The 24,383-nt window shown below is 45.9% G+C and carries 24 protein-coding genes; 13 read left to right on the top strand and 11 right to left on the bottom strand.

Going from position 1 to position 24,383, the window contains the following annotated elements; genetic code table 11:
* Nucleotides 1-2: 2 nt before the first annotated feature.
* Nucleotides 3-914: a murein hydrolase activator NlpD gene (gene nlpD, locus VIC_RS04730; protein WP_006958150.1), complete on the top strand. Its 912-nt coding sequence runs from the start codon at nt 3-5 to the stop codon at nt 912-914.
* 66 nt (nt 915-980) lie between these two features.
* Nucleotides 981-1,964 (top strand): RNA polymerase sigma factor RpoS, encoded by a 984-nt coding sequence (gene rpoS, locus VIC_RS04725; RefSeq protein ID WP_006958149.1) that lies wholly within the window; start codon nt 981-983, stop codon nt 1,962-1,964.
* Nucleotides 1,965-2,031: 67 nt separating this feature from the next.
* Here rpoS and VIC_RS04720 read toward each other — a convergent pair whose 3' ends face one another.
* Both VIC_RS04720 and VIC_RS04715 read right to left on the bottom strand, forming a co-directional pair.
* Nucleotides 2,032-3,306 carry an HlyC/CorC family transporter gene (locus VIC_RS04720; RefSeq protein ID WP_006958148.1) on the bottom strand — a complete coding sequence of 425 codons (1,275 nt, stop codon included), beginning with the start codon at nt 3,304-3,306 and terminating at the stop codon, nt 2,032-2,034.
* Between the two features lie 122 nt (nt 3,307-3,428).
* Nucleotides 3,429-4,223: a cytochrome C assembly family protein gene (locus VIC_RS04715; protein WP_038164050.1), complete on the bottom strand. Its 795-nt coding sequence runs from the start codon at nt 4,221-4,223 to the stop codon at nt 3,429-3,431.
* Nucleotides 4,224-4,428: 205 nt separating this feature from the next.
* On the opposite strand from VIC_RS04715, the gene ffh reads away from it, so the two are divergent.
* The 5 genes from ffh (at nt 4,429) to rplS (ending at nt 8,021) form a co-directional block, all read left to right on the top strand.
* Nucleotides 4,429-5,820 (top strand): signal recognition particle protein, encoded by a 1,392-nt coding sequence (ffh, locus tag VIC_RS04710; protein ID WP_006958146.1) that lies wholly within the window; start codon nt 4,429-4,431, stop codon nt 5,818-5,820.
* A 208-nt stretch (nt 5,821-6,028) separates the two neighbouring features.
* Nucleotides 6,029-6,277 carry a 30S ribosomal protein S16 gene (rpsP, locus tag VIC_RS04705; RefSeq protein ID WP_005438039.1) on the top strand — a complete coding sequence of 83 codons (249 nt, stop codon included), beginning with the start codon at nt 6,029-6,031 and terminating at the stop codon, nt 6,275-6,277.
* A 29-nt stretch (nt 6,278-6,306) separates the two neighbouring features.
* Nucleotides 6,307-6,855, top strand: a complete 549-nt coding sequence (rimM, locus tag VIC_RS04700) for a ribosome maturation factor RimM (RefSeq protein ID WP_006958145.1) — start codon at nt 6,307-6,309, stop codon at nt 6,853-6,855.
* 27 nt (nt 6,856-6,882) lie between these two features.
* Entirely contained in the window at nt 6,883-7,626 is a 744-nt protein-coding gene (gene trmD, locus VIC_RS04695) for a tRNA (guanosine(37)-N1)-methyltransferase TrmD (protein WP_006958144.1), read from the top strand.
* 41 nt (nt 7,627-7,667) lie between these two features.
* Nucleotides 7,668-8,021 carry a 50S ribosomal protein L19 gene (gene rplS, locus VIC_RS04690; protein ID WP_006958143.1) on the top strand — a complete coding sequence of 118 codons (354 nt, stop codon included), beginning with the start codon at nt 7,668-7,670 and terminating at the stop codon, nt 8,019-8,021.
* Nucleotides 8,022-8,288: 267 nt separating this feature from the next.
* On the opposite strand, the gene yacG is transcribed toward rplS, so the two are convergent.
* From yacG to nadC, 8 genes are all read right to left on the bottom strand, one after another.
* Nucleotides 8,289-8,483, bottom strand: coding sequence for a DNA gyrase inhibitor YacG (gene yacG, locus VIC_RS04685; RefSeq protein WP_006958142.1), 195 nt, complete (start codon nt 8,481-8,483; stop codon nt 8,289-8,291).
* 51 nt (nt 8,484-8,534) lie between these two features.
* A complete protein-coding gene (zapD, locus tag VIC_RS04680; protein ID WP_006958141.1) occupies nt 8,535-9,275 on the bottom strand; it encodes a cell division protein ZapD in 741 nt (246 codons plus the stop codon).
* Nucleotides 9,276-9,308: 33 nt separating this feature from the next.
* Complete coding sequence (gene coaE, locus VIC_RS04675; protein ID WP_006958140.1) at nt 9,309-9,917, bottom strand: dephospho-CoA kinase; 609 nt, start codon at nt 9,915-9,917, stop codon at nt 9,309-9,311.
* A gap of 1 nt (nt 9,918) precedes the next feature.
* Nucleotides 9,919-10,788: a prepilin peptidase gene (locus VIC_RS04670; protein ID WP_006958139.1), complete on the bottom strand. Its 870-nt coding sequence runs from the start codon at nt 10,786-10,788 to the stop codon at nt 9,919-9,921.
* A 49-nt stretch (nt 10,789-10,837) separates the two neighbouring features.
* Nucleotides 10,838-12,052: a type II secretion system F family protein gene (locus tag VIC_RS04665; protein WP_039951277.1), complete on the bottom strand. Its 1,215-nt coding sequence runs from the start codon at nt 12,050-12,052 to the stop codon at nt 10,838-10,840.
* 8 nt (nt 12,053-12,060) lie between these two features.
* Nucleotides 12,061-13,707, bottom strand: a complete 1,647-nt coding sequence (gene pilB / locus VIC_RS04660; RefSeq protein ID WP_006958137.1) for a type IV-A pilus assembly ATPase PilB — start codon at nt 13,705-13,707, stop codon at nt 12,061-12,063.
* Between the two features lie 2 nt (nt 13,708-13,709).
* Nucleotides 13,710-14,150: a pilin gene (locus VIC_RS04655; protein WP_031343346.1), complete on the bottom strand. Its 441-nt coding sequence runs from the start codon at nt 14,148-14,150 to the stop codon at nt 13,710-13,712.
* A gap of 227 nt (nt 14,151-14,377) precedes the next feature.
* Entirely contained in the window at nt 14,378-15,265 is an 888-nt protein-coding gene (gene nadC / locus VIC_RS04650; RefSeq protein ID WP_006958132.1) for a carboxylating nicotinate-nucleotide diphosphorylase, read from the bottom strand.
* Nucleotides 15,266-15,396: 131 nt separating this feature from the next.
* Here nadC and ampD point away from each other — a divergent pair, with 131 nt between their 5' ends.
* A complete protein-coding gene (gene ampD / locus VIC_RS04645; protein ID WP_006958131.1) occupies nt 15,397-15,942 on the top strand; it encodes a 1,6-anhydro-N-acetylmuramyl-L-alanine amidase AmpD in 546 nt (181 codons plus the stop codon).
* A 126-nt stretch (nt 15,943-16,068) separates the two neighbouring features.
* Here ampD and fldB read toward each other — a convergent pair whose 3' ends face one another.
* Nucleotides 16,069-16,590 (bottom strand): flavodoxin FldB, encoded by a 522-nt coding sequence (gene fldB / locus VIC_RS04640; RefSeq protein ID WP_038163561.1) that lies wholly within the window; start codon nt 16,588-16,590, stop codon nt 16,069-16,071.
* Between the two features lie 163 nt (nt 16,591-16,753).
* On the opposite strand from fldB, the gene xerD reads away from it, so the two are divergent.
* The 5 genes from xerD to aceE all read left to right on the top strand — a co-directional run bounded on the left by xerD (nt 16,754) and on the right by aceE (nt 24,382).
* On the top strand, nt 16,754-17,650 hold the full coding sequence (xerD, locus tag VIC_RS04635; protein ID WP_031343348.1) for a site-specific tyrosine recombinase XerD: 897 nt from the start codon (nt 16,754-16,756) through the stop codon (nt 17,648-17,650).
* 39 nt (nt 17,651-17,689) lie between these two features.
* Nucleotides 17,690-18,442 carry a thioredoxin fold domain-containing protein gene (locus VIC_RS04630; RefSeq protein WP_006958128.1) on the top strand — a complete coding sequence of 251 codons (753 nt, stop codon included), beginning with the start codon at nt 17,690-17,692 and terminating at the stop codon, nt 18,440-18,442.
* Nucleotides 18,443-18,590: 148 nt separating this feature from the next.
* Nucleotides 18,591-20,327 (top strand): single-stranded-DNA-specific exonuclease RecJ, encoded by a 1,737-nt coding sequence (gene recJ / locus VIC_RS04625; protein WP_006958127.1) that lies wholly within the window; start codon nt 18,591-18,593, stop codon nt 20,325-20,327.
* 574 nt (nt 20,328-20,901) lie between these two features.
* Nucleotides 20,902-21,669, top strand: coding sequence for a pyruvate dehydrogenase complex transcriptional repressor PdhR (pdhR, locus tag VIC_RS04620; protein ID WP_006958126.1), 768 nt, complete (start codon nt 20,902-20,904; stop codon nt 21,667-21,669).
* A 49-nt stretch (nt 21,670-21,718) separates the two neighbouring features.
* A complete protein-coding gene (gene aceE, locus VIC_RS04615) occupies nt 21,719-24,382 on the top strand; it encodes a pyruvate dehydrogenase (acetyl-transferring), homodimeric type (protein WP_006958125.1) in 2,664 nt (887 codons plus the stop codon).
* Nucleotide 24,383 lies beyond the last annotated feature (1 nt).

Here is a 24,383-nt window from a genome sequence, read left to right as displayed (position 1 = left end):
CTATGAAGTGTTGGTCTAAGTTTATTCCTGTTGTGGCTTTAAGTAGCATACTGATTGGATGTGCTGCTCATTCCCCTGCGCCAGTTTCAGGTCTCAACAAAGACTACAGTTCTATCTCACGTGGTAGCTACCGAGGCAGTTACTATCAGGTCAAGAAAGGTGATACGCTTTACTTTATTGCGTACGTCACAGATAAAGATGTAAAAGATATCATTCGTTACAATGGCTTAACGGCGCCATACACCATCTTTCCTGGTCAAAAACTAAAACTTTGGCAACCTGCCTATAACCCGCCAGCGTACGGTGGTACAGGCGCTGGTGCGGTATCTGCACCTGTTGTTGTCGCAGCGGTATCAACATCATCTATAAAATCGAGTAAAAACTCGAATCAAGCGGTTAGCTCTAAAGGCACGCAAAGCAAACAAAAAGTGGTTAAAAAAGATCCAGTTAAGAAGGTTGATCAATCAAAATCAAAGGAGTATGTTGGTTCTAAAAGTAAACAAAACGTTAACAAATCGGTCAGTAGCTCTAAACCAAAGAATGAGAAAATCTCTAAATGGTTATGGCCAACCAAAGGGAGGGTAATCAAAAACTTCTCAGCTGGAGACCAAGGGAATAAAGGCATCGACATTGCAGGACAGCGAGGTCAGCCGATAACGTCTACAGCTAATGGCACCGTTGTTTATTCGGGTAACGCGCTGCGCGGTTATGGTAATCTCGTGATTATCAAACATAACGATAACTACCTCAGTGCTTATGCGCATAATGAACGGTTGCTCGTACACGAAGGACAAAGTGTAAAAGCAGGCCAGAAAATCGCAACAATGGGCAGTTCTGGAACCAACAGTGTTCGTCTACACTTTGAAATTCGCTATCAAGGTAAGTCAGTGAATCCAAAACGCTACTTACCCTAATACTTAATAGGTAAATAGCGACATTAGAAGTAGTAATGTCTTGCTAGCTCGCCAGGGGGAGGCGCTATGAGTATCAGCAATACAGCAACGAAAGTCGAAGAGTTCGAGCTTGAACCAACAATGGAATCGATTCAGGCAAACGGGCTTACTACCGCCAACCGCACCCAAGCAGAGGACGCCAAAGAGGAGTTTGACGCTTCCACAAAAAGCTTGGATGCCACTCAACTTTACTTGGGAGAAATTGGTTTCTCTCCACTACTCACCGCAGAAGAAGAAGTTTTGTACGCTCGCCGTGCCCTAAGAGGTGATGAAGCTGCGCGTAAACGAATGATTGAAAGTAATCTTCGCTTAGTGGTGAAAATTTCCCGTCGATACAGCAACCGTGGGCTTGCTCTGCTTGATCTGATTGAAGAAGGCAACTTAGGCTTGATTCGCGCGGTTGAAAAGTTTGACCCAGAGAGAGGATTCCGGTTCTCGACCTATGCTACATGGTGGATCCGTCAAACGATTGAACGTGCTTTGATGAATCAAACTCGCACCATACGTTTGCCTATTCATGTGGTCAAAGAACTGAACATCTATCTGCGTACTGCTCGTGAGTTATCACAGAAGCTGGACCATGAACCAACAGCAGAAGAGATTGCTACACAACTCGACAAGCCAGTCGACGATGTCAGCAAGATGCTACGCCTCAACGAACGAATTAGTTCTGTAGACACCCCTATCGGTGGTGATGGTGAAAAAGCACTGCTAGATATTATTCCTGATGTGAACAACTCTGATCCTGAAGTGTCCACACAAGACGATGATATCAAATCTTCATTGATCCATTGGTTGGATGAACTGAATCCTAAGCAGAAAGAAGTCTTAGCACGTCGTTTTGGATTATTGGGCTACGAGCCGTCAACACTGGAAGAAGTAGGACGTGAAATTAACCTAACTCGTGAACGTGTTCGTCAGATTCAGGTTGAAGGCCTACGTCGTTTAAGAGAGATCCTGATCAAACAAGGTCTGAACATGGAAAGCCTGTTCAGCATGAACGAAGAATAAATGCTTCTTAAGTAAAGAAAAAGCCTTGGCATTGCCAAGGCTTTATTATTTTTCGCTCTGCTATTTATTAACTTTCTTTAGCGTTACTTGGAAACACTTTTACCAGCTTAATACGGTTCTCTTCTAACTCGACGATTTCCATTGGGTGACCCGACACTTGAACGCTCAGGTGGCTTTCAGGAATGTCCTCTAAATGCTCAAGGATCAAACCATTCAATGTACGAGGGCCGTCAGTTGGTAGCTTCCACATTAACCCTTTGTTGATATCGCGAATATTCGCACTGCCTTCAATTAAGAAGCTGCCATCACCCTGTGGGGTGATTTCTTCAGACAGACTTGGTGCAATCGAAGTGGTGAACTCGCCAACAATTTCTTCCAGAATATCTTCTAGTGTAATCAAGCCAATGATGTCACCGTATTCGTTGACGATAAGTCCGATACGTTCTTTATTTCGCTGAAACTTCAACAGCTGAATATTGAGCGGAGTGCCTTCAGGAATAAAGTAAACTTCGTCTGCGGCTCTGAGCAGAGTCTCTTTGTTAAATTCGTTTTTTTCCAGCATCAGGCGGTAAGACTCACGCAAGCGCAGCATACCGACGACTTCGTCAATCTGGTCGCGGTATAGCACGACGCGACCATGAGGAGAATGGGTCAGCTGGCGAACAATAGATTTCCAGTCATCATTAATATCGATGCCTGTGATTTCGTTTCTAGGCACCATGATGTCATTAACAGTGACATGCTCTAGATCGAGGATGGAAATCAACATATCTTGGTGGCGTCTTGGGATCAGGCTTCCTGCTTCGTTAACGACAGTACGCAGTTCTTCTGAGCTTAGATGATCATCACCGCCGTGATTAGCCCGAATACCAAGCAAGCGTATAAAACCATTAGTAATGAAGTTAACCAGCATCACTAGTGGTGACAGTAACTTCATCAAGATGCTGAGAAGGATACTGCTCGCGTAGGAAACACGTTCGGGGTAGAGTGCTGCGAGCGTTTTTGGTGTTACTTCTGCGAAAACGAGGATCACCATAGTTAACGCACCCGTTGCAATGGCAACTCCGATGTCACCGTATAAGCGCATTCCAAGAATAGTCGCGATTGCTGAGGCGAGAATATTGACGAGGTTATTACCAATTAAAATCAAACCAATCAAACGATCTGGGCGATCCAATAGCTTTTCGACGCGTTTAGCGCCTTTATGCCCATTATTCGCAAGGTGTTTGAGACGGTAGCGATTCAGAGCCATCATGCCGGTTTCTGAACCTGAGAAATATCCTGAAATAACAATCAGACACGCGAGTAGCGCAAACAAGAGACCCGTTGATATGTCGTCCAAAACTTATCTTTTCCTTTTGATGTTTGATTAATTTATGACCTAACAAAAGCGCTAAGTCAATCTCAGGTATCGGGCGAAGTATTGTAAAAGAAAGGTGCAGTCTATGCACCTTTGAATATCAATTAGTTAAGAATGATCTCGCGAACAAAGCGGCTGCCAAAATAAGCCAGTGTCAGCAAAGTCGCTCCGGCAACGGCAAACCAAGTCACTTTTCGACCCCGCCATCCTTTCTGATAGTGACCCCAGAGCAGAATGGAGTAGACCACCCAAGCAATAAAGGACAAGATGCCTTTGTGCGCTTTTCCTTGAGCAAACATATCTTGCACAAAAATAAAGCCAGTGAGCAGGGTGCCGGTTAGCAGCAGGTTACCAACCAAGATGATCTTAAAGAGCTGTCGCTCGACCATCAGCAATGGTGGTAGGTTCGGGTTAATCACTAAGGCTTTTTTGGTTTTTAGTTTGTGATCTAACCAAGCTAGTTGCAGAGCATAAAGAGCACCAATGGTGAGCGTTGAGTATGAGAAAAGCGCCAGAGAAATGTGGATCAGCAGTTTTGGATCTTGCTCTAAATGAGTAATAAACGTACTGGGTAAGAAAGCGGCTGCAGATAAGTTTATTGCTGCAAAGCTATATACTACGGGCAAAAGAAACCATAGGCGTGTTCTCAGCATCGCCAGACTTAAAACCAGAGAAATAATAAAACTGATCAAGGAAGCGACATTGAGGATACTCAAATTCTGCCCTGATCCTTCAATAATCAAATCACTTAATAACCAGGCATGAAAAGCGAGCGCTAAGAAAGCACTGATCAAGACAGTTTTGGCTCGGATCCCTGTTTGATGTACAAGCCCCGGTACTATGGTTGCTATTGCTAAGAAATAGAGTATTGCAGCAGCAACGGCGATTAAGTTGTCCATTCTTTTCTAAGATCTGGTGGATTTTTAATAAATTATACCTTGCATCAACAGCTTGGGCTATGACTTATCTCCCTGATTTGTGTCACGGGAGAGATCAAATGTTATCACGGCAGTGCAAAGCAAGGACTGGCTAAGGTATACTCACAGTAATTTGTCGCCATTTTAGGGCGACTACACTGTGAGTCGCTCAGGTAAAGAGACTAAGATGTTTGAGAATTTAACGGATCGATTATCCAAAACGCTGAAGAATATCAGCGGTAAAGGTCGTTTGACCGAAGACAATATAAAAGACACTTTGCGTGAAGTGCGCATGGCGCTGCTTGAAGCCGACGTCGCTCTTCCGGTTGTACGTGATTTTGTCAAACGCGTAAAAGAAGGCGCCGTGGGCGTAGAGGTTTCTAAGTCTCTAACCCCTGGCCAAGAGTTCATTAAGATTGTTCAATCTGAACTTGAAGCCGTGATGGGTGAGTCCAATGAGGCTCTAAACCTTGCTGCACAGCCGCCAGCTGTGATCCTAATGGCAGGTTTGCAAGGTGCAGGTAAAACCACCTCGGTTGGTAAGCTTTCTAAGTTGTTAAAAGAGAGAGACAAGAAGAAAGTCTTGGTTGTTTCTGCGGACGTTTATCGCCCAGCGGCGATCAAACAGCTAGAAACGCTGGCTTCAGACATTGGTGTCGATTTCTTCCCATCTTCGCCTGATCAAAAGCCGATTGATATTGCTAATGCCGCGATAGACCATGCGAAGAAGAAATTCTATGACGTTCTTCTTGTCGATACTGCAGGTCGCCTAGCGATCGATGAGCAGATGATGGGGGAGATCCAAGAGCTTCACTCTGCAATTGATCCTGTTGAAACTCTGTTTGTTGTCGATGCAATGACTGGTCAGGATGCCGCAAACACAGCGAAAGCGTTTGGCGATGCGTTACCACTGACGGGTGTGATTCTAACCAAGGTCGATGGTGATGCGCGTGGTGGTGCGGCACTTTCGGTTCGTCATATCACAGGTAAACCAATTAAATTCTTGGGTGTCGGTGAGAAAACCGATGCACTAGAACCATTCCACCCTGATCGTGTTGCTTCACGTATTCTTGGTATGGGTGACGTACTGTCGCTTATCGAAGATCTACAACGTAATGTTGATACTGAGAAAGCAGAGAAGCTGGCTAAGAAGTTTAAAGAGAAGAAAGGCTTCGACCTTGAAGACTTCCGTGAACAACTTGGTCAGATGCAGAACATGGGCGGCATGATGGGCATGATGGATAAGCTACCGGGCATGAACAACTTACCAGATAACGTCAAAGACAAAGTTGACGATAAGATGTTTAAGCAAATGGAAGCCATCATCAACTCTATGACCATGAAAGAGCGCCAGCGTCCTGAATTGATCAAGGGATCACGTAAGAAGCGTATTGCTGCGGGCTCTGGTACTCAGGTTCAAGACGTCAACCGCCTATTAAAACAGTTCACTCAGATGCAAAAAATGATGAAGAAAATGCAGAAGGGTGGCATGAAAGGCATGATGCGCAACATGCAAGGCATGATGGGTGGTATGGGCGGCATGGGTGGTGGTGGCGGTTTTAACCCATTTGGTCGCTAATTCGCATCCGCAATAAAAATTTCAAGGTGTTAGCTCGGTCACAAACTTAAGTTTCGTTTTATGTTGGTGAAAAAGTAGCTAAAGACCTTGCATTGCTCCGGAATAAGAGTAAAATTCCGGAGCTTTATTTTGGCACGAGACCCCAAACTGTTTTTCATTAAGCGGTTCCTGGGGTTAATTTTATTTTTGAGAAAGCAAAGAGGACGACATGGTAACCATTCGTTTGGCACGTCACGGCGCTAAGAAGCGTCCATTTTATCAAATCGTAGTAGCGGACAGCCGCAACGCTGCAACTGGCCGTTTCATTGAGAAAGTTGGTTTCTTCAACCCAACTGCTAAAGGTCAAGAAGAAGGTCTACGTCTAGACCTAGACCGCGTTAACCACTGGGTTGGTCAAGGCGCATCTCTATCTGACCGCGTAGCTAAGCTAGTTAAAGACGCTCAAAAAGCGGCTTAATTCTTAATTTAAGAAGTAGTAATTAGCTTATGTCGATGAAAGGTAAAGAAACAATGAGCAGCGAGAAAATTGTTGTAGGTAAGTTTGGTGCTACTTACGGCATTCGTGGTTGGCTTAAAGTTTTTTCCTACACAGACAATACCGAAAGCATATTTGATTACGCACCTTGGTTTATTAACCAGAAAGGTGAGTGGGTTGAGCGAAAAGTAGAAAGCTGGAAGCGCCATAACAAAGGTTTGGTGGTAAAGCTGGAAGGTCTGGACGTGCGTGAAGAAGCGCAATTACTGACTAACTTTGAAATCGCAATTGACCCTGCGGTACTGCCAGAATTGCCAGAAGATGAGTTCTACTGGCGTGATTTGATTGGAATGCAGGTTGTAACTGATAAAGGTTATGACTTAGGCACTGTCTCTGACATGCTTGAAACGGGTTCCAACGATGTTTTGGTGGTTAAAGCAAATTTGAAAGATGCTTTTGGGCAAAAGGAACGATTAATTCCGTTCCTTGAAGAGCAAGTGATCAAGTTGATTGATCGTGAAGCTCAACGGATCGAAGTTGACTGGGATCCTGGATTCTAAACTCCAAATTACCAGAGCGAGATAAACATGTGGGTTGGCGTAATTAGCCTATTTCCTGAAATGTTCCGTTCTGTTACTGATTTTGGGGTAACAGGTCAAGCGGTTAAGAAAGGTCTCTTGTCGATTGAGACTTGGAATCCTCGTGATTTCACTCACGACAAGCATCGAACTGTCGATGACAGACCTTACGGTGGTGGCCCAGGTATGCTTATGATGGTTCAGCCTTTGCGTGACGCTATCCATACCGCTAAACAAGCCTCACCGGGTAAGACGAAAGTTATTTACCTATCACCTCAAGGTCGTAAACTCGATCAGCAAGGGGTGGAAGAGCTGGCAACAAATGAGAATTTACTTCTGATTTGCGGCCGCTACGAAGGGGTAGATGAGCGTATCATCCAATCTGAGGTTGACGAAGAATGGTCAATCGGAGATTTCGTGATGACGGGTGGAGAGATTCCAGCCATGACGCTAATCGACTCGGTATCTCGGTTTATACCGGGAGTACTGGGAGATTTTGCGTCAGCAGAAGAAGATTCTTTTGCCAATGGTTTATTGGACTGTCCGCACTATACGCGTCCGGAAGTGTTAGATGGAGAAGAGGTACCTACAGTACTGAAATCCGGTAACCATAAGGACATTCGTCGCTGGCGACTCAAGCAGTCGTTAGGCCGTACCTGGATAAGAAGACCAGAGCTCCTGGAAAACCTAGCTCTGACTGACGAACAGGAATTATTACTCGCTGAGTTCATTAAAGAACATAACGCGAAGTAACCTATTAAATTTAGTATCAGTTTATTCTAGGAATATTGAAAATGAGTAACATCATCAAGGCTCTTGAAGAAGAGCAAATGAAAAAAGACCTACCTAACTTTGCACCTGGTGACACAGTTGTTGTTCAAGTTAAGGTAAAAGAAGGTGACCGTGAGCGTCTACAGGCCTTTGAAGGCGTTGTAATCGGTGTTCGTAACCGTGGTCTACATTCTGCATTCACTGTACGTAAGATTTCTAACGGTGAAGGTGTAGAGCGTACGTTCCAAACTCACTCTCCAATGGTTGATAGCATTGAAGTTAAACGCCGCGGTGCAGTACGTCGTGCCAAACTGTACTACCTACGTGAGCGTTCTGGTAAGTCAGCTCGTATTAAAGAGAAGCTTGCTAAGAAGTAATGCTATAACTAGCGTTCTCATAGTATTAGCGGAGGCCTTAGGCCTCCGCTTTTTTATTCGTTGTATATAACTTCCTATCTACCCTTGTTATTGGTGCTCATGTACTGCCAAACTCAATCGCTCTTTCTAGGTTAGAAAGGAAAATATCTACGTCCTTAGCTAAAACAAAAGTAGCTTTATAAAACAACCTGAGCGTTACGGTTAGATAATAAAAGAGCTGATGTTCTCACACCAGCCCTCTATGCCTGAGTAAATGACACGCCTCAGTTAATATTGCTCCTCAGACCATCCATCAGAATCTGACATATCCGGTGCGCCTGGAATACTGTTCTCTTCATCGGCCCATTCACCAAAGTCGATCATTTGGCATTGTTTACTGCAGAATGGACGGTAAGGGCTTTGTTCTCCCCACTCGACTTCTGTACCGCATTTTGGGCAAGGTACGATGGTAATTTTGGACATGGGATTATCTCTGAAAATGTTGAACTCTGGTCGAGTATAGCGCTATCTCAGTTAGCTACATACTGCCAGACGGAATTGAATGTTATCAACGGAAGCTTGTCCTGAAGCAAAGTTGATAAATTTAATCGCAAAACGGTTTTTATGGCCGGAAATCATAGGGAACACACCGTATTGCATTGGAATTTCGAGGCGTAGAATATTGGCATCCTCTGCATCACTTTGGTAGAAACCAGCTGCGGCTTCTTGTGGTTGGAAGTGGCCTGTTTCACGAGTTAGGCGCAACCAAAGTTTGAGAGCGTCTGTCAGGGGCTGAAGTGTATCCAACCAGAGGTTAGTGTCTCTGGTTTTCTGCTCTACAGGTAAGTGCAGCCAATGGTGCAGAGCTGGTAGGTCAAAGCAGCATGATCCGCCGGGTAAGTTGAACCTTTGGCGTATAGCACTGAGAAAACGATCTTCTTTCAGGCTTTGACCAAAACGTTCTGCCGCCATCAACTTGCTGTGCACATTATCGACTTCAGCCAGGATGTTACTTAGCATGTCCTGATCGACTCCTTCGACATCAAGCCATGAGCGATAGGTTAAGCGCTGTTTTTCAATGTCTTTAGCCAGTTCACTTTTTAACTGTATTTGTTCGAAGATTTCTAATAGATCAAACAAGGAACGAAAGAACAACAAGTGCTGCATGTCATCACTAAATTGAGAAGAAACACTTAACTGATTCAGCAAAGCTTCAACGCGCAGATATATGCGAGTTTTCTCATTTAATGGATGTTCAAAAAAGTGCGTTGTCATTACATGCGGCCTTAGATTCTTCTTCCTTTATTCTCACCGATTTTCCCTACATATTTCTAGGTACTTTTGATGTAATTCTGTGATTTGAGGCAAAAGTTCTTGGTTTGTTGCATTATTTTTAATCACATCATCTGCGATCGCCAGCCGTTGTGTACGACTAGCTTGCGCAGCTAAGATTGACTCCACTTGCTCCAGTGGAACACCGTCTCTTTCCACTGTTCTCCGCATTTGGGTTTGTTTGTCTACATCAACTACCAAGACTCTATCTGCCAAGCTTTGCAGGTTGTTTTCGACCATTAACGGAATCACCAACAAACCGTAGGGTGATGTAACCTTAGCGATATCAGCCAGCATTTTTTCGCGAATCATGGGGTGAAGCAATCCATTGATCCAAGCTTTTTCCTCTTCATTAGCAAAGATGACTTCTCTAAGCTTAGCTCGGTTTAATGTTCCGTCATGTAATAAGATACCTGATCCCCAACGCTCCTCAATGGCTTTTAAGCCTTCACTTCCGGGTTCAACCACTTCCCTAGCCACGACATCAGCGTCAACAATCTCAATGCCAAATTGGCTTTGAAAAAGGTTGGCTACGGTGGTTTTTCCACTGGCAATGCCGCCAGTCAATCCGACAACAAAAGGCATATCAGATCCCCAAGATTTGTGTGAAGTACCAATTTATGATGTTCTCTCCCCACATGGCACTGACCCATCCCGCAATAGCGAGATAAGGGCCGAATGGAAAAGCTTTATCTATACCTTGCTTTTGTAGTCGCAGTTGAATAATGCCAAAGACTAGGCCTACTAATGAGGAAAGTAACACGATAACAGGCAAGTACTGCCAACCTAACCAAGCGCCTAGTGCGGCAAGAAGTTTGAAATCTCCATAGCCCATGCCTTCTTTACCAGTGAGTAACTTGAAGCCCCAGTAGACAGACCATAAACATAAATAACCCGCCATAGCCCCAATAACAGAATCTTGCAGGGAAACCGGGCTGAAGTCTAATAAGGCAAGAGCAATACCTGACCAAATTAGCGGAAAGGTAAGCTGGTCTGGCAGCAGCATGGTATCAAAATCAATGAATGTTGCCGCAATCAGGACGAAGGTAAAAAATAGCAGGGCGATGGCAAAAGCGCTCAGTTCAAACTGATAAGCAATAGCAAAGCTCATTGCACCTGACAGCAACTCAACCAACGGATAGCGAGGGCTAATTTTGGCCTGACAGGCACGACATTTACCACGCAAAAGTAGCCAGCTAATAACTGGGATATTGTCGAGATTACGGATTTGCGTTTTACAGCTTGGGCAGGTGGAGCGAGGAATACTGAGGTTATAGGTACCGTGTGGAGGAGCGATACCGTATTCTGGGAAGCTTTCAGCACACTCGTGTCGCCACTCTCGCTCCATCATTTGTGGTAAACGGTGGATTACTACGTTGAGAAAACTGCCAATGATCAGGCCAAAAATAGTGGCAAGTGTGGGAAACAACCACGGGTAATAGTTAAACAGATCCATAAATGATTCAGCTGGTTGTGCACGTCGTATTTGAGTTATGGCGGATATACTATCCCATAATGTTCATTAAGTTAAAGATAGGCAGATACATAGCGATCACCAAACTTCCCACCAACCCGCCAAGTAGCAGGATGAGCATGGGCTCGATAGCTTTGCCCAGATTCTCGATGACAGACTCAACCTCTGCTTCATATTGATTGGCGATTTGGTTGAGCATCTTGTCAAGTTGACCGGATTCTTCCCCTATCATGATCATTTGCAATAGAAGCTCGGGAATATTGCCTGACCTACGCATTGCCGCATTCAATGCAACTCCAGTGCTTACCTGCTGTGTGACTTGTTCGATGATTCGCTGATAGTGACGGTTATCAGTGGTACGTGCCGCGATATTTAAGCTTGAAATGATGGGTAATCCAGAGTTCAGGCTAATAGCAAGCGTATGACTGAAGCGAGCTAATGAAGCTTTCACTAGCACATTGCCAACAATCGGTAAGTGGGTTTTGATTTCATCAAGCCAAAAGCGAAAGCGACTCGAACAGCGATAACCAAGCGTAATGCTCAGGGCTGCGAGAAGAATGCCTGTCGTGAGATGGATGCTGTGATGTTGCGTTGTCTGAGATAAAGCCAGCACTTGCTGAGTGAACCAAGGCAGCTGTGCCCCGTATCCGCCAAACATGCTCTCAAATTCAGGAATAACTTGGGTGAGCATTAAGAATGCGACAATTAAAGCCGTCATGACCACTATGCTGGGGTATATAGCGGCACGCAGGACTTTGGCCTTGAGCTGCTCTGACTTTTCTCGATAGCTCGCAATCCGTTCCAGGGATTCGGAAAGGCGACCTGTCTGTTCTCCCACTCGAACAATATCTAAGTAAAGACAATCAAAATATCGAGATGATTGCTTGAGCGACTGTGAAACAGATTGACCAGATTGGAGTTGTTGCTGAATAAGCCACAGGACGGATTTCATTTCAGCGCAATGAGTGTTTTTCGCAATCAGTTTAAGCGATGTAGTAATGTTCAAGCCGGACATTAGCATAGTTGACCATTGACGAGTGAATCGGGTGATGTCACTGGCTTTTATGCGGTGCTTCATTCGCTGATAGCTGGAAGGAGAACGATGATGAATGAGACGTACTTGAACGTTGCGCTCATTAAGTTGGTTAATCACCTGCGCTTCACACATTGCCAACATTTTCCCTCTAACCCGAGCACCTGATGTGTTGATACCTTGCCATTTGTACAGTCTCAATTTGACTTTCATGTAGATTACTAGAACAGCATTCGCTGCAGTTCTGCCTGACTAGTGATACCTTGGGCCAATTTTTCTAAGCCCGAGTGCGGTAATGTTTGCATGCCTTGTTGTATCGCTAAGTCCTCAATCTGGTGAGCTGTGGCGTCGTCGTTAATAGCTTGCGCAATTTCAGGTGTCACTGTGAGTACTTCATAAATACCAGTTCGTCCTGAGTAGCCTTGGTTGCAGTCCTGACAACCTTCAGAAGAAGCCTCATATTGACCTGTCTGGACTTTTGTAGGGCGCTTGCATTGAGGGCATAGGCACCTGATCAAACGCTGAGCAATGATGAGGCTAAGAGAAGCAGCAAGGTTGAAAGCTTCTATTCCCATATTCTGGAGGCGAAGAATAGCTTCTGCTGCTGAGTTGGTATGGAGTGTTGAAAGGACTAAATGGCCTGTTTGAGCCGCTTTGGTGGCTATCTCGGCAGTTTCTCGATCGCGAATTTCACCCACCATAACCACATCGGGATCCTGACGTAGAAAGGCTCTGAGTGCCTGAGCGAAATCAAAGCCGATTTGAGGTTGAATTTGCACCTGATTGATTCCTGTTAGGTGAATCTCTACGGGGTCCTCTGCCGTCGCGATGTTGATCTCATTCTGATTGATGATGTTAAGTCCACTGTATAAAGACAGAGTCTTACCGCTTCCCGTGGGGCCAGTGATTAGAATTAGTCCCTGAGGCTTGGTTAGTGCCTGACGATAGCTTTCGCTTTGAATGTGATTGTAGCCAAGGCTGCTTAAGTCAAAGCTGGTCATTCTGTTGTCGAGCAATCTAAGGACAATTTTTTCACCCCATATGGTAGGCAGAGTCGATACACGTATGTCGATAGAATCAGTTTGAGTCACATTGAGAGTGATACGACCATCTTGCGGGAGTCTGCGCTCGGCGATGTCCAGCTTAGCGAGGATTTTTAGTCTGGCGGTTAACCTTTGGCATAGGTGCTGAGGAGGTCGCTGCACTTCAACAAGCAAGCCATCACAACGAAACCGGACGCGAAACCATGATTCATGAGGTTCAAAATGGATATCAGAAGCTTGCTTACGTACGGCATCCAGCAGTATCTGCTGGATATAGCGACTGATTGGCGAGCTATCGTGATTGAGATCCTCACTGTCTATTAATTCATGTTCTTCAGCTTCGACTAATTGTTCAAGGTCTAGGACGCTAACCTCTTTGTAGCCTAAAGAGTCACTGGCGCTTTGAGCTCCATATAGGTTGTTTATCGCACGGGCTAAAGTCGGTAACTCGGCCAATACGAGTTTGATTGCTAGGCCAGTTGCAAAACGAAATTCTTGTTCTATCTCGGAAATGGAAGGATCAGCGAGCGCTAGAGTAAGATGTTGTCGCTCTACTTCTAGTGGCAGTGCCGTGTGGCTGCGAATTAAGTCGCCAATGCCGAGCTGCTCGCAACAAGTTCGATAATCGAAGTCATCTAACGACACGATGGGGAGAGCATAGAGCTCACTGATAGCTGCTGTCAGCTGTTTGGATGTCAGGTCACTAATCTCTAGCAGAGCAGAATACGCCTCAATTTGTCGGGTTTCTGTAGCTGATATTGCTTGCAGGGCTTGTTCTTCACTAATTTTATAGGCTTTTTTTAGCAAGAAGGGCAGTTCACTCATGGCTAGTGACTCGGGCACCAGTTTTGGCTGTCTGTACCGCTACAGCTGACAGTCCATGATAGCCCGTTGTTGGAAGCATCAGGAGTCAGACTTACGCTGGCGTTACTCGGCAGTGATCCTTTCGCTCCAGACAATGCGGCTTTGATGATGCTAATAGCTCCGCTTGCCTGAGCTGAAACGTAGAAACCGTTGAAGTTTTGCTGAGAGGGTATGCCGTTACTGCCCGAAGTGCAGCTAGCGGCTGAAGCATTATTTGACAAGCATATCCCCACAGCGGTCTTCATTGAAGAAGTGGCACTTAGCATATCGCTTGCATGGGCACGCATGGTGTAGTTTTGGTAGGCTGGTACGGCAAAAGCAGACAATATGCCGATGATCGCTACAACGATCATTAGCTCTATCAGGGTAAATCCTCTTGATGTATTGACTCTGGATAAAGTCATGTTGCTCTCCAACGCTGTTCGATTTGAGTCGCTGAAGAGTAATTGTTAGAGAAAGATTGAGAATACTTTGGTGAAGTGGGGAGTCGAGTAGGTAAGTGGTGATTAGTCAGTATTTCACATGCGAGTTTCACGTGAAGTCGATCTGAGACACTTTATGCTTGGGAGAGGGACGGCTTTCAAAACGAAAAAAGAGAGGCATCGCCTCCCTTTTTCTCTAATTCATTGGACTATTTAAAGCGCATCGACAAGTCCATGGCTTTGACGTGCTTGGTGAGAGCGCCAACAGAAATGTAGTCGACCCCCGTTTCAGCGTATTCACGCAGGGTTTCTAGAGTGACATTACCTGAGTTTTCTAGCGCAGCGCGACCAGCATTGATTCTTACCGCTTCACGCATCATGTCGGTAGTGAAGTTATCAAGCATGATGATGTCAGCACCGGCCTTAATGGCCTCAGTCAGTTCTTCTAAGCTTTCTGTTTCAACTTCAACGGGTTTGCCCGGATTCAACTGCTTAGCGTTCTTAATCGTTTGAGCAATGCCGCCGTTGGCAATAATGTGATTTTCTTTAATTAGATAGGCATCGAAAACACCGATACGGTGATTGAAACCACCGCCACACGCAACGGCGTACTTTAGTGCGCTACGTAGGCCTGGGATGGTTTTACGGGTATCCAGCAGTCGACAGTCTGTGCCTTCGAGATGCTTTGCATACTCTGCAGTAATAGTGGCACAACCTGATAGGGTTTGGATAAAGTTCATCGCATTACGTTCGCCGGTTAGTAACGCGCGTGAAGGACCAGAAAGGTGACAAAGTACCTGATCGGGTTCAACTGTATCGCCATCTTGCACGTGCCATTCAATCTTTACTTCCCCACCCAGTTGCTTGAACACCTCATCAGCCCATGCTTGACCACAAAATACGCCGTGTTCACGGGTAATGATGGTGGCTTCGTTGTGAGCATCAGCGGGGATTAGACTTGCGGTGATATCAGCGGCTGGATCTAAAGTACCACCGAGATCTTCTTTTATGGTTTCGGTAACGGAGCGAGAGATTTCCAGAGGTAAATGCTGCTTCAAATATTCAAGACGTTCTTGGCTATTGTGGGTTTCTTTCATTGCAAATCTAATAGGCAGTTGAACATAAGGTGCGCATGATACGATGACTGCGAGGGAAATTCAGCCATTATTCTGGTATTTCACCATTGAAAGTCTAAAATCAAGAGCTTGGTAAGCAAAAGGAGACAAACATGATTGATGAAAGCGGTTGGTATCAAGGTGCCAGACATGTTCCGTCTCCCTTTTTTGATCAACGAACCGATGTAACGGATATCTCCTTGCTGGTGGTACATAACATCAGCTTGCCGCCAGGCCAATTCGGCGGGCCTTACATTGAGCAGTTTTTTACGGGGCAACTGAACGCTGAAGAGCATCCGTTTTTTAAGGTTATTCATCAGATGGGCGTCTCTGCGCATTGTCTGATAAGGCGTAATGGTGAAGTGGTGCAGTTTGTGCCGTTTACAGCAAGAGCGTGGCATGCGGGGGTATCAAGTTTTGCGGGGCGAGAAAAGTGCAACGACTACTCAATTGGTATTGAATTGGAAGGTTGTGATTACATCGCGTATACCGATGAGCAATATCAAGCCCTCAGTGAACTGACCCAATCGATACAACGTCAGTACCCTAAAATCACCTTACCCAGAATCACAGGTCATCAATATATTGCCCCATTGCGCAAAACTGATCCGGGTTTGGTGTTTGATTGGGTGAGGTATCGAAACGCGCTACGTTCTTAGCAATAACAACGAACTTCGTCCTTCGGGAACGAGCTGCAGGAAAACTGGAGTGAGCCCTCAATCAAAGTGGGCAAGTTTAGTTTATCCACTTATCTGAAGAGCGAAGCCCGTTCCCGCATCCCGCTTTTATAGCGTTTCCTGATATTCCACTAAGACTTGTTCAATCCAAGTCGCAATGCGCTCGTCGCTTAACTCATACTGAGAATCTTCGTCTAGAGCGAGGCCGACAAATTGGCTGCCATCTTCCGTCAGCGCCTTTGATGCTTCAAACTCGTAGCTTTCATCGTTTGGCCAGTAACCAATCAGGTTAGCGCCTGTCTTCTTCAGTTCGTCGTGCAACATGCCCATTGCATCCAGATACCATTCGCCATAGCCTTCTTGATCGCCTAAGCCGAACAATGCGACGGTCTTGCCATTTAGTGATACGCCATCGATTTGATCCCATATCTCATTCCAGTCTTCTTGAATTTCGCCGAAATCCCAAGTTGAAATGCCTAAAATCAGAAAGTCATAATCAGCCATCTCTGCCAGAGGCGTTTCTTTGACATTGCGGATATCCACCAGTTCTTCACCTATGATGGCACGCATTTTCTCCGCTGCCATTTCTGTGTAGCAAGTCGTAGAACCGTAAAACAGACCAATTTTCATCACTTTCTTTTTCATTATTTTGAATCAATAGCGAATTCTAAACACAAAATGGCGAGCTTTGCAGCGAATATCCATATCGAATGGCAATTTTTATGGCTTTATTGCTGCGTGGCACTTACATTGAGCGCATATCATAAAGTTGAGGATTACTGTGTCAGAAGTGATGTCGCCCGATCAGGGGATGGTGGAGCAGTTTCTGGATGCGATGTGGTTGGAGCGAGGGTTGTCGGAAAATACGCTGGCATCTTATCGCAATGATCTATCCAAACTACTCCAGTGGATGACTGAAAATAACTACAGGCTCGATTTTATTAGCCTGTCTGGTTTACAGGACTACCAAAGTTGGTTAATGGATCAGGGATACAAGCAGACCTCACGAGCCCGTATGCTGTCTGCAATTCGTCGCTTATTTCAGTATCTGCATCGAGAAAAAGTGCGAGCGGATGATCCTAGTGCTTTATTGGTCAGCCCTAAGTTACCTAAGAGGCTACCCAAAGACCTGAGCGAAGAGCAGGTTGAAGCACTACTGAATGCGCCGGATCCAAACGATGCGATGGAACTGCGTGATAAAGCCATGTTGGAATTACTCTATGCGACAGGCTTGCGTGTGACCGAATTGGTCAGCTTGACGATGGAAAACGTCAGCCTTCGTCAGGGCGTTGTTCGTGTTACAGGTAAGGGCGGTAAAGAGCGTTTGGTACCAATGGGTGAAAATGCAGTCGATTGGATTGAAACTTTTATCCAACAAGGCAGGTCTGAGTTACTTGGGGAAACTACATCTGATGTCGTCTTTCCGAGTAAACGAGCACGCCAGATGACTCGACAGACATTCTGGTACCGTATTAAGCACTATGCGGTTTTGGCTGGTATCGATACCGAAATGTTATCGCCTCACGTATTGCGCCATGCTTTTGCGACGCACTTGCTCAACTACGGCGCCGACCTGCGCGTAGTGCAGATGTTACTCGGGCACAGCGACTTGTCGACGACACAAATTTATACTCATGTAGCGACAGAACGGCTAAAACAGCTACACAGTGAACATCATCCAAGAGCATAAGGGATTATCTCTTATCATATTAAAAATAAGGTGAATTGAATGAGCGTACTACGCCGAATGACTCTACTTACGTTACCACTGCTTGTGGCAGCACAGGCAGTATCTGCAGCGGAAGTAAAATTTGATAAAGCTCAGCTTGAAGAGCGTTTTGGCAAGCTAGGACTAGAAGTGAAACAAGTTGTTCCTGCAGAGATCGATGGCTTAGTCGAAGTGCAGACTAGTGGCGGAATTCTTTTCGCTTCGCCAGACGGTGAGTACTTTTTAGCGGGTACACTTTATAAGCTTGATGGCAATGGTCAGTATGAAGATGTACTGGCGAAACGTCAGGCACCGATCAATGCGGCTAAAATTGAAACCTTCAAAGACAGCATGATCGAGTTTAAGGCCAAAGACGAGAAATACGTTATCACTGTCTTCACGGATATTACTTGTGGTTACTGTGTACGTCTTCATAGCCAAATGAAAGACTACAACGACTTGGGTATTACTATTCGTTACATGGCATACCCACGTCAGGGCGCAACGGGGTCTGTTGCGGATCAAATGGCAACGATTTGGGGTTCAGATGATCCTCAAGCTGCCATGCATAATGGTAAGGTAAAACGTGAATTCCCTGAGAAGAGCAAAGACTTCGCCAAGTATCAGGAAATCATCAAAGAGCATTATGCGCTTGGACGTGAGTTAGGTATCAGCGGTACGCCAGCGATTTTCCTACCAAACGGTGAAATGGTTGGTGGCTACTTACCACCAGAGCAGATGCTGCAACGCCTGCAACAAACACAAAAATCGTAACTCAATCTTCAGAGTTACGTTTTGAGCGCCTGACAAGCGAGCTTGTGATGAGAATCCTATGTCATGAATTAGGTTGATATAAGATTCTCATCTGTTAACTTGTTCGCTAATCAGGCGTCCTGCCCAAGAACAAGGCTCAATCCAATCTATGATCGAAATCCAACGCCGGCCTGAGGTTGATCTCAGTCTGCTTTCCACCGACATTGCTCCACTTCTTAAGCGCATTTATATCTCACGCGGTATCACCAGTGCCCAGCAGTTAGAAACGACGGCGCGGGCATTGCACTCTTATCAAAAACTGCACGGTATTGACGCCGCAGTCGAGCTGCTATTTGAAGCTATTCAGGGTAATAAACGCATTATCGTTGTCGGAGATTTCGACGCCGATGGGGCAACCAGTTCGGCCTTATCGGTGATTGCATTACGAATGCTAGGTTCCAATAACGTCGATTATTTGGTGCCGAATCGTTTTGAAGATGGTTATGGCCTTAGCCCAGAAGTCGTTGATCAGGCGATTGAGATTGGCGCTGAAGTGATTATGACGGTCGATAACGGCGTCTCTTCGATTGATGGCGTGCGTTACGCCAAAGAGCAAGGGCTTAAAGTATTAGTTACTGACCACCACCTGCCGGGACATGAATTACCTAACGTCGATGCGATGGTCAACCCAAATCTCGAAGAGTGTGCTTTTCCTTCGAAAGCGTTGGCTGGCGTGGGAGTAGCGTTTTATCTCATGATGGCGTTGTGCGTTCATATGAGAAAGCAGGGATGGTTTGCCGAGCAGGGCATGGCAGAGCCTAAACTGATGGAGCTGATTGATTTGGTTGCTTTGGGTACTGTTGCTGACGTTGTGCCACTAGATGAAAACAATCGCATTCTGGTTCACCAAGGCCTTCAGCGTATTCGTGCCGGCAAAGCACGACCTGGTATTCAAGCATTGATTGAAGTCGCAAAGCGAGATGCGCGTCGACTAGTCGCTGCCGATTTCGGTTTTGCTCTAGGTCCGCGTATCAACGCCGCTGGCCGTTTGGATGATATGTCGTTTGGCGTTGAGCTTTTGATGGCTAACAACATCCATGCTGCACGTCGTATGGCGAGTGAGCTGGATGGTCTGAATCAAACGCGTAAAGAAATTGAAGAAGGCATGAAGCAGGAAGCGATGGCTTTTTGTGAGCGTCTTCAGTTTGGTGACAAGGATATGCCTCATGGACTGGTGCTTTTTCAGCGTGACTGGCACCAAGGTGTGATTGGCATTTTAGCATCTCGAATCAAAGAGAAGTTTCATCGTCCTGTGATTGCCTTCGCGGATGGTGGAGAAGGGAGCATTAAGGGCTCATGCCGTTCGATTCCAGGCCTGCATATGCGTGACACTCTCGATCGTATTGATACTCAAAATCCCGGCCTGATCCTCAAGTTTGGTGGTCACGCCATGGCTGCAGGCCTGACGATCATGGAAAAAGACTTCGAACGATTTGCTCAGTTGTTTGATGAGGCTGTGAAACAAGAGTTGGACGACGCCGCACTCAAAGGTGTGATTTTGTCTGACGGTGAATTGAAGCCAGAAGAGTTTTCAATGCACATCGCAGAGATGCTTCGTGCTGGTGGACCATGGGGGCAAGCGTTTCCAGAACCCTTGTTTGATGGTGAGTTTAAAGTACTGCATCAGAAGCTGGTGGGAGATAAACACCTTAAGCTGATGCTGGAACCTTTACATAAAGGTCACCCGACCAACATCATGATTGATGGGATTGCTTTTAATGTCGATCTGCGTCGCTGGCCAGATGCGTCAGTGAAAACCGTACGTTTGGCTTACAAGCTTGATATCAACGAGTTTCGAGGTAATCAGTCGTTACAATTGATGATTGACCATATCGAAGCGAAATAAAGGCCTGCGCAGCGCTCCGTGAATAACGGGAGCGCTTTGTTGCTGGAAGCGGGAACAGGTTCGTCTTACCGAATGGGAGTTGAGAACGAATTGCGCCCTAATGCATTCTAATTTGAAGGGAATACAGTGCTTTGTCCTTTTAGAGTAAGGTGCCGTAGGTTTATCGTAAGTGGTTGACGGCACTTTTCACTGAGGGGATAGAATAATCCCGCATCCCGCATCCCGCATCCCGCATCCCGCATCCCGCATCCCGCATCCCGCATCCCGCATCCCGCATCCCGCATCCCGCAACTTCCCATCTTTTCACGACATATTCCGTTCATATTTTTTTAAAACTGACCAATTAAAGTGTGATTGCTAGCACGATTTATTCCCATCTGTTTATATTTTGTAATTGGTCAGACCAATTTGATTGCTGTTTTAATCAGCTAATGTTATCAAAGTGTTGACGTATGGCTTGTTCTATGATGTGGGTCAATTTTTGACTGGAACTTGCGTTTTAATTATGTTAATTTCGTCGCCAACTTAAAATTGGTAATACCAATTGACTGCAAAGAGTAGAAGAACAACAACTATGGCTTATCAAAGGATTCGTCAGCCAAAACTCTCTGATGTAATTGAACAAGAGTTAGAACGGCTGATTGTGGAAGGAACATTGTCTCCGGGGCAGCAGTTGCCACCAGAGCGCGAACTGGCAAAGCAGTTTGATGTGTCTCGTCCTTCAATCCGTGAAGCAATTCAACGCCTCGAAGCTAAACGTCTTCTTACTCGTCGCCAGGGTGGTGGCACATTTGTTAGCGAGAATATCTGGACGAGTTTTTCAGATCCTCTGCTAAATTTATTGTCTAGCCATTCGGAAACACAGCTGGATTTACTGGAAACGCGCCATGCGATGGAAGGTATCTCTGCTTATTTTGCAGCAGTTCGTGGCACCGATGAGGACTTTGCCCGTATTCAGGCTTGCCTGAAAAACATCAGCGAAGAGCAAACGAAGAAAAACGTCGAAGCGGAAGCGGCTGCAGTCATGCAGTTTTTGATCGCTTTGACTGAAGCAGCGCACAACGTTGTCCTGCTTCATATCGTTCGTAGTTTGGCCCCTTTGCTGGAGCAAAACGTCCTTCAGAATCTTAAGCTCTTACATCGCCGCGATGAAGTGGTAGAAAAAGTAAGTAAACACCGAGCTAATATCGTTGATGCGATCGTTTCTGGTCAGCCAGAAAAGGCGCGTGAAATGTCGCACTCACACTTAGCTTATATTGAAGAAACATTGTTGGATTTGAGTCGTGAAGAGTCTCGCCGTGAGCGATCTTTGCGTCGAATTCAGCAGGGTAACGACTCGTAAAGAGCGTTACTTAAATAAGTAGATCCAACCAACAGAAGGATAGATCGCCATGTCTGATATGAAGCATGACGTAGACGCACTGGAAACTCAAGAATGGCTACAAGCCCTTGAGTCAGTTGTACGTGAAGAAGGTGTAGAGCGTGCTCAGTTCCTACTAGAGCAAGTTCTGGACAAAGCACGTCTAGACGGTGTTGACATGCCAACTGGAATCACAACCAACTACATCAACACGATTCCTGCAGATCAAGAACCAGCTTACCCAGGTGACACAACACTTGAGCGCCGTATTCGTTCCATCATCCGCTGGAACGCAATCATGATCGTTCTACGTGCATCTAAGAAAGACCTAGAGCTAGGCGGCCACATGGCGTCTTTCCAGTCTTCTGCTGCATTCTACGAAGTATGTTTCAACCACTTCTTCCGCGCTCCAAACGAGACGGACGGTGGCGATCTAGTGTACTACCAAGGTCATATTTCACCAGGTATCTACTCTCGTGCATTCGTTGAAGGCCGTCTAACTGAAGAGCAGCTAGATAACTTCCGTCAAGAAGTAGACGGTAAAGGTATTCCATCATACCCGCACCCTAAACTGATGCCTGAGTTCTGGCAGTTCCCAACGGTATCTATGGGTCTAGGCCCAATCTCTGCGATCTACCAAGCGCGTTTCCTCAAGTACCTTGACGGTCGTGGTCTGAAAGATACGACAGCTCAACGCGTATACGCGTTCCTAGGTGACGGTGAGATGGATGAGCCAGAATCACGTGGTTCACTGTCTTTCGCAGCGCGTGAAAAGCTAGACAACCTATGTTTCCTAGTTAACTGTAACCTACAGCGTCTAGACGGCCCTGTAATGGGTAACGGTAGCATCATCCAAGAGCTAGAAGGCCTATTCAAAGGTGCTGGCTGGAACGTTGTTAAAGTTATCTGGGGTAGCAACTGGGATGCACTACTTGCTAAAGATACGTCTGGCAAGCTTCTACAGCTAATGAACGAAACTGTAGATGGTGACTACCAAACATTTAAATCTAAAGATGGCGCATACGTACGTGAGCACTTCTTTGGTAAATACCCAGAGACAGCTGCACTAGTTGCAGACATGACAGACGACGAAATCTTCGCACTTAAGCGTGGTGGTCACGAGTCTTCTAAACTGTACGCAGCATACAAAAACGCGGCAGAGACTAAAGGTCGTCCAACAGTAATCCTAGCTAAGACTGTTAAAGGTTACGGTATGGGTGAAGCGGCTGAAGGTAAGAACATCGCGCACCAAGTTAAGAAGATGGACATGACTCACGTATTACACCTACGTGATCGTCTAGGTCTTCAAGACATCCTAACTGACGAAGCGGTTAAAGAACTTCCGTACCTGAAACTTGAAGAAGGTACTGCGGAGTATGAATACCTACACGCTCGTCGTAAAGAGCTAAAAGGTTACACGCCACAGCGTCTGCCTAACTTTACTCAAGAATTCAAAGTGCCTGAGCTAGAAGAGTTCGCGCCGCTACTAAGCGAGCAGAAGCGTGATATCTCAACAACTATGGCTTACGTTCGTACTCTTAACATCCTGCTTAAGAACAAGAACATTGGTAAGAACATCGTTCCTATCATCTGTGACGAAGCACGTACGTTCGGTATGGAAGGTCTATTTCGTCAGATCGGTATCTACAACCCGCACGGTCAGGAATACACACCAGAAGATAAAGGCATTGTTTCTTACTACAAAGAAGCAACATCTGGTCAGGTACTACAAGAAGGTATCAACGAGCTAGGCTCTATGGCATCTTGGGTTGCTGCTGCTACTTCTTACAGCACAAACGATCTGCCAATGATCCCATTCTACATCTACTACTCAATGTTTGGTTTCCAACGTGTCGGCGATATGGCATGGATGGCGGGTGACCAACAAGCTCGTGGTTTCCTACTAGGTGCTACTGCTGGTCGTACAACGCTAAACGGTGAAGGTCTACAGCACGAAGACGGTCACTCACACATCATGGCGAACACAGTTCCTAACTGTATCTCTTACGACCCAACATTCGCGTACGAAGTTGCGGTAATCATGCAAGACGGTATTCGTCGCATGTACGGTGAGAACCAAGAGAACGTGTTCTACTACCTAACGGTAATGAACGAAAACTATGCAATGCCAGCAATGCCAGAAGGCGCTGAAGAAGGCATCCGTAAGGGTATCTACAAGCTTGAGTCTTACGCAGGTGACAAGTCTAAAGTTCAGCTAATGGGCTCTGGTACTATCATGAACGAAGTACGTAAAGCAGCGACTATCCTAAGTGAAGAGTACGGCATCGCGTCTGACGTGTTCTCTGTAACGTCATTCAACGAACTGACTCGCGACGGCCAAGCGGTAGAGCGTGACAACATGCTACACCCAGAAGCTGACGCAAAAGTGCCTTACATCGCAGAAGTGATGGGCAGCGAGCCAGCAATCGCAGCGACTGACTACATGAAGAACTACGCAGAACAAGTTCGTGCGTTCATGCCTTCTGAGTCTTACAAAGTACTTGGTACTGATGGCTTTGGTCGTTCAGACAGCCGCGAGAACCTACGTCGTCACTTCGAAGTGAACGCAGGTTACGTTGTTGTAGCTGCGCTAAGTGAACTGGCTAAGCGTGGTGATGTTGAGAAGTCAGTAGTCGTTGAAGCGATTGCTAAATTCGACATCGACACTGAAAAAACTAACCCGCTATACGCTTAAT

The sequence above is a fragment of the Vibrio coralliilyticus ATCC BAA-450 genome (assembly GCF_000176135.1).
Lineage (GTDB): Bacteria > Pseudomonadota > Gammaproteobacteria > Enterobacterales > Vibrionaceae > Vibrio > Vibrio coralliilyticus.
Note: the sequence above shows the minus strand (reverse complement) of the source record. Positions and strands in the feature narration are given on the sequence as shown.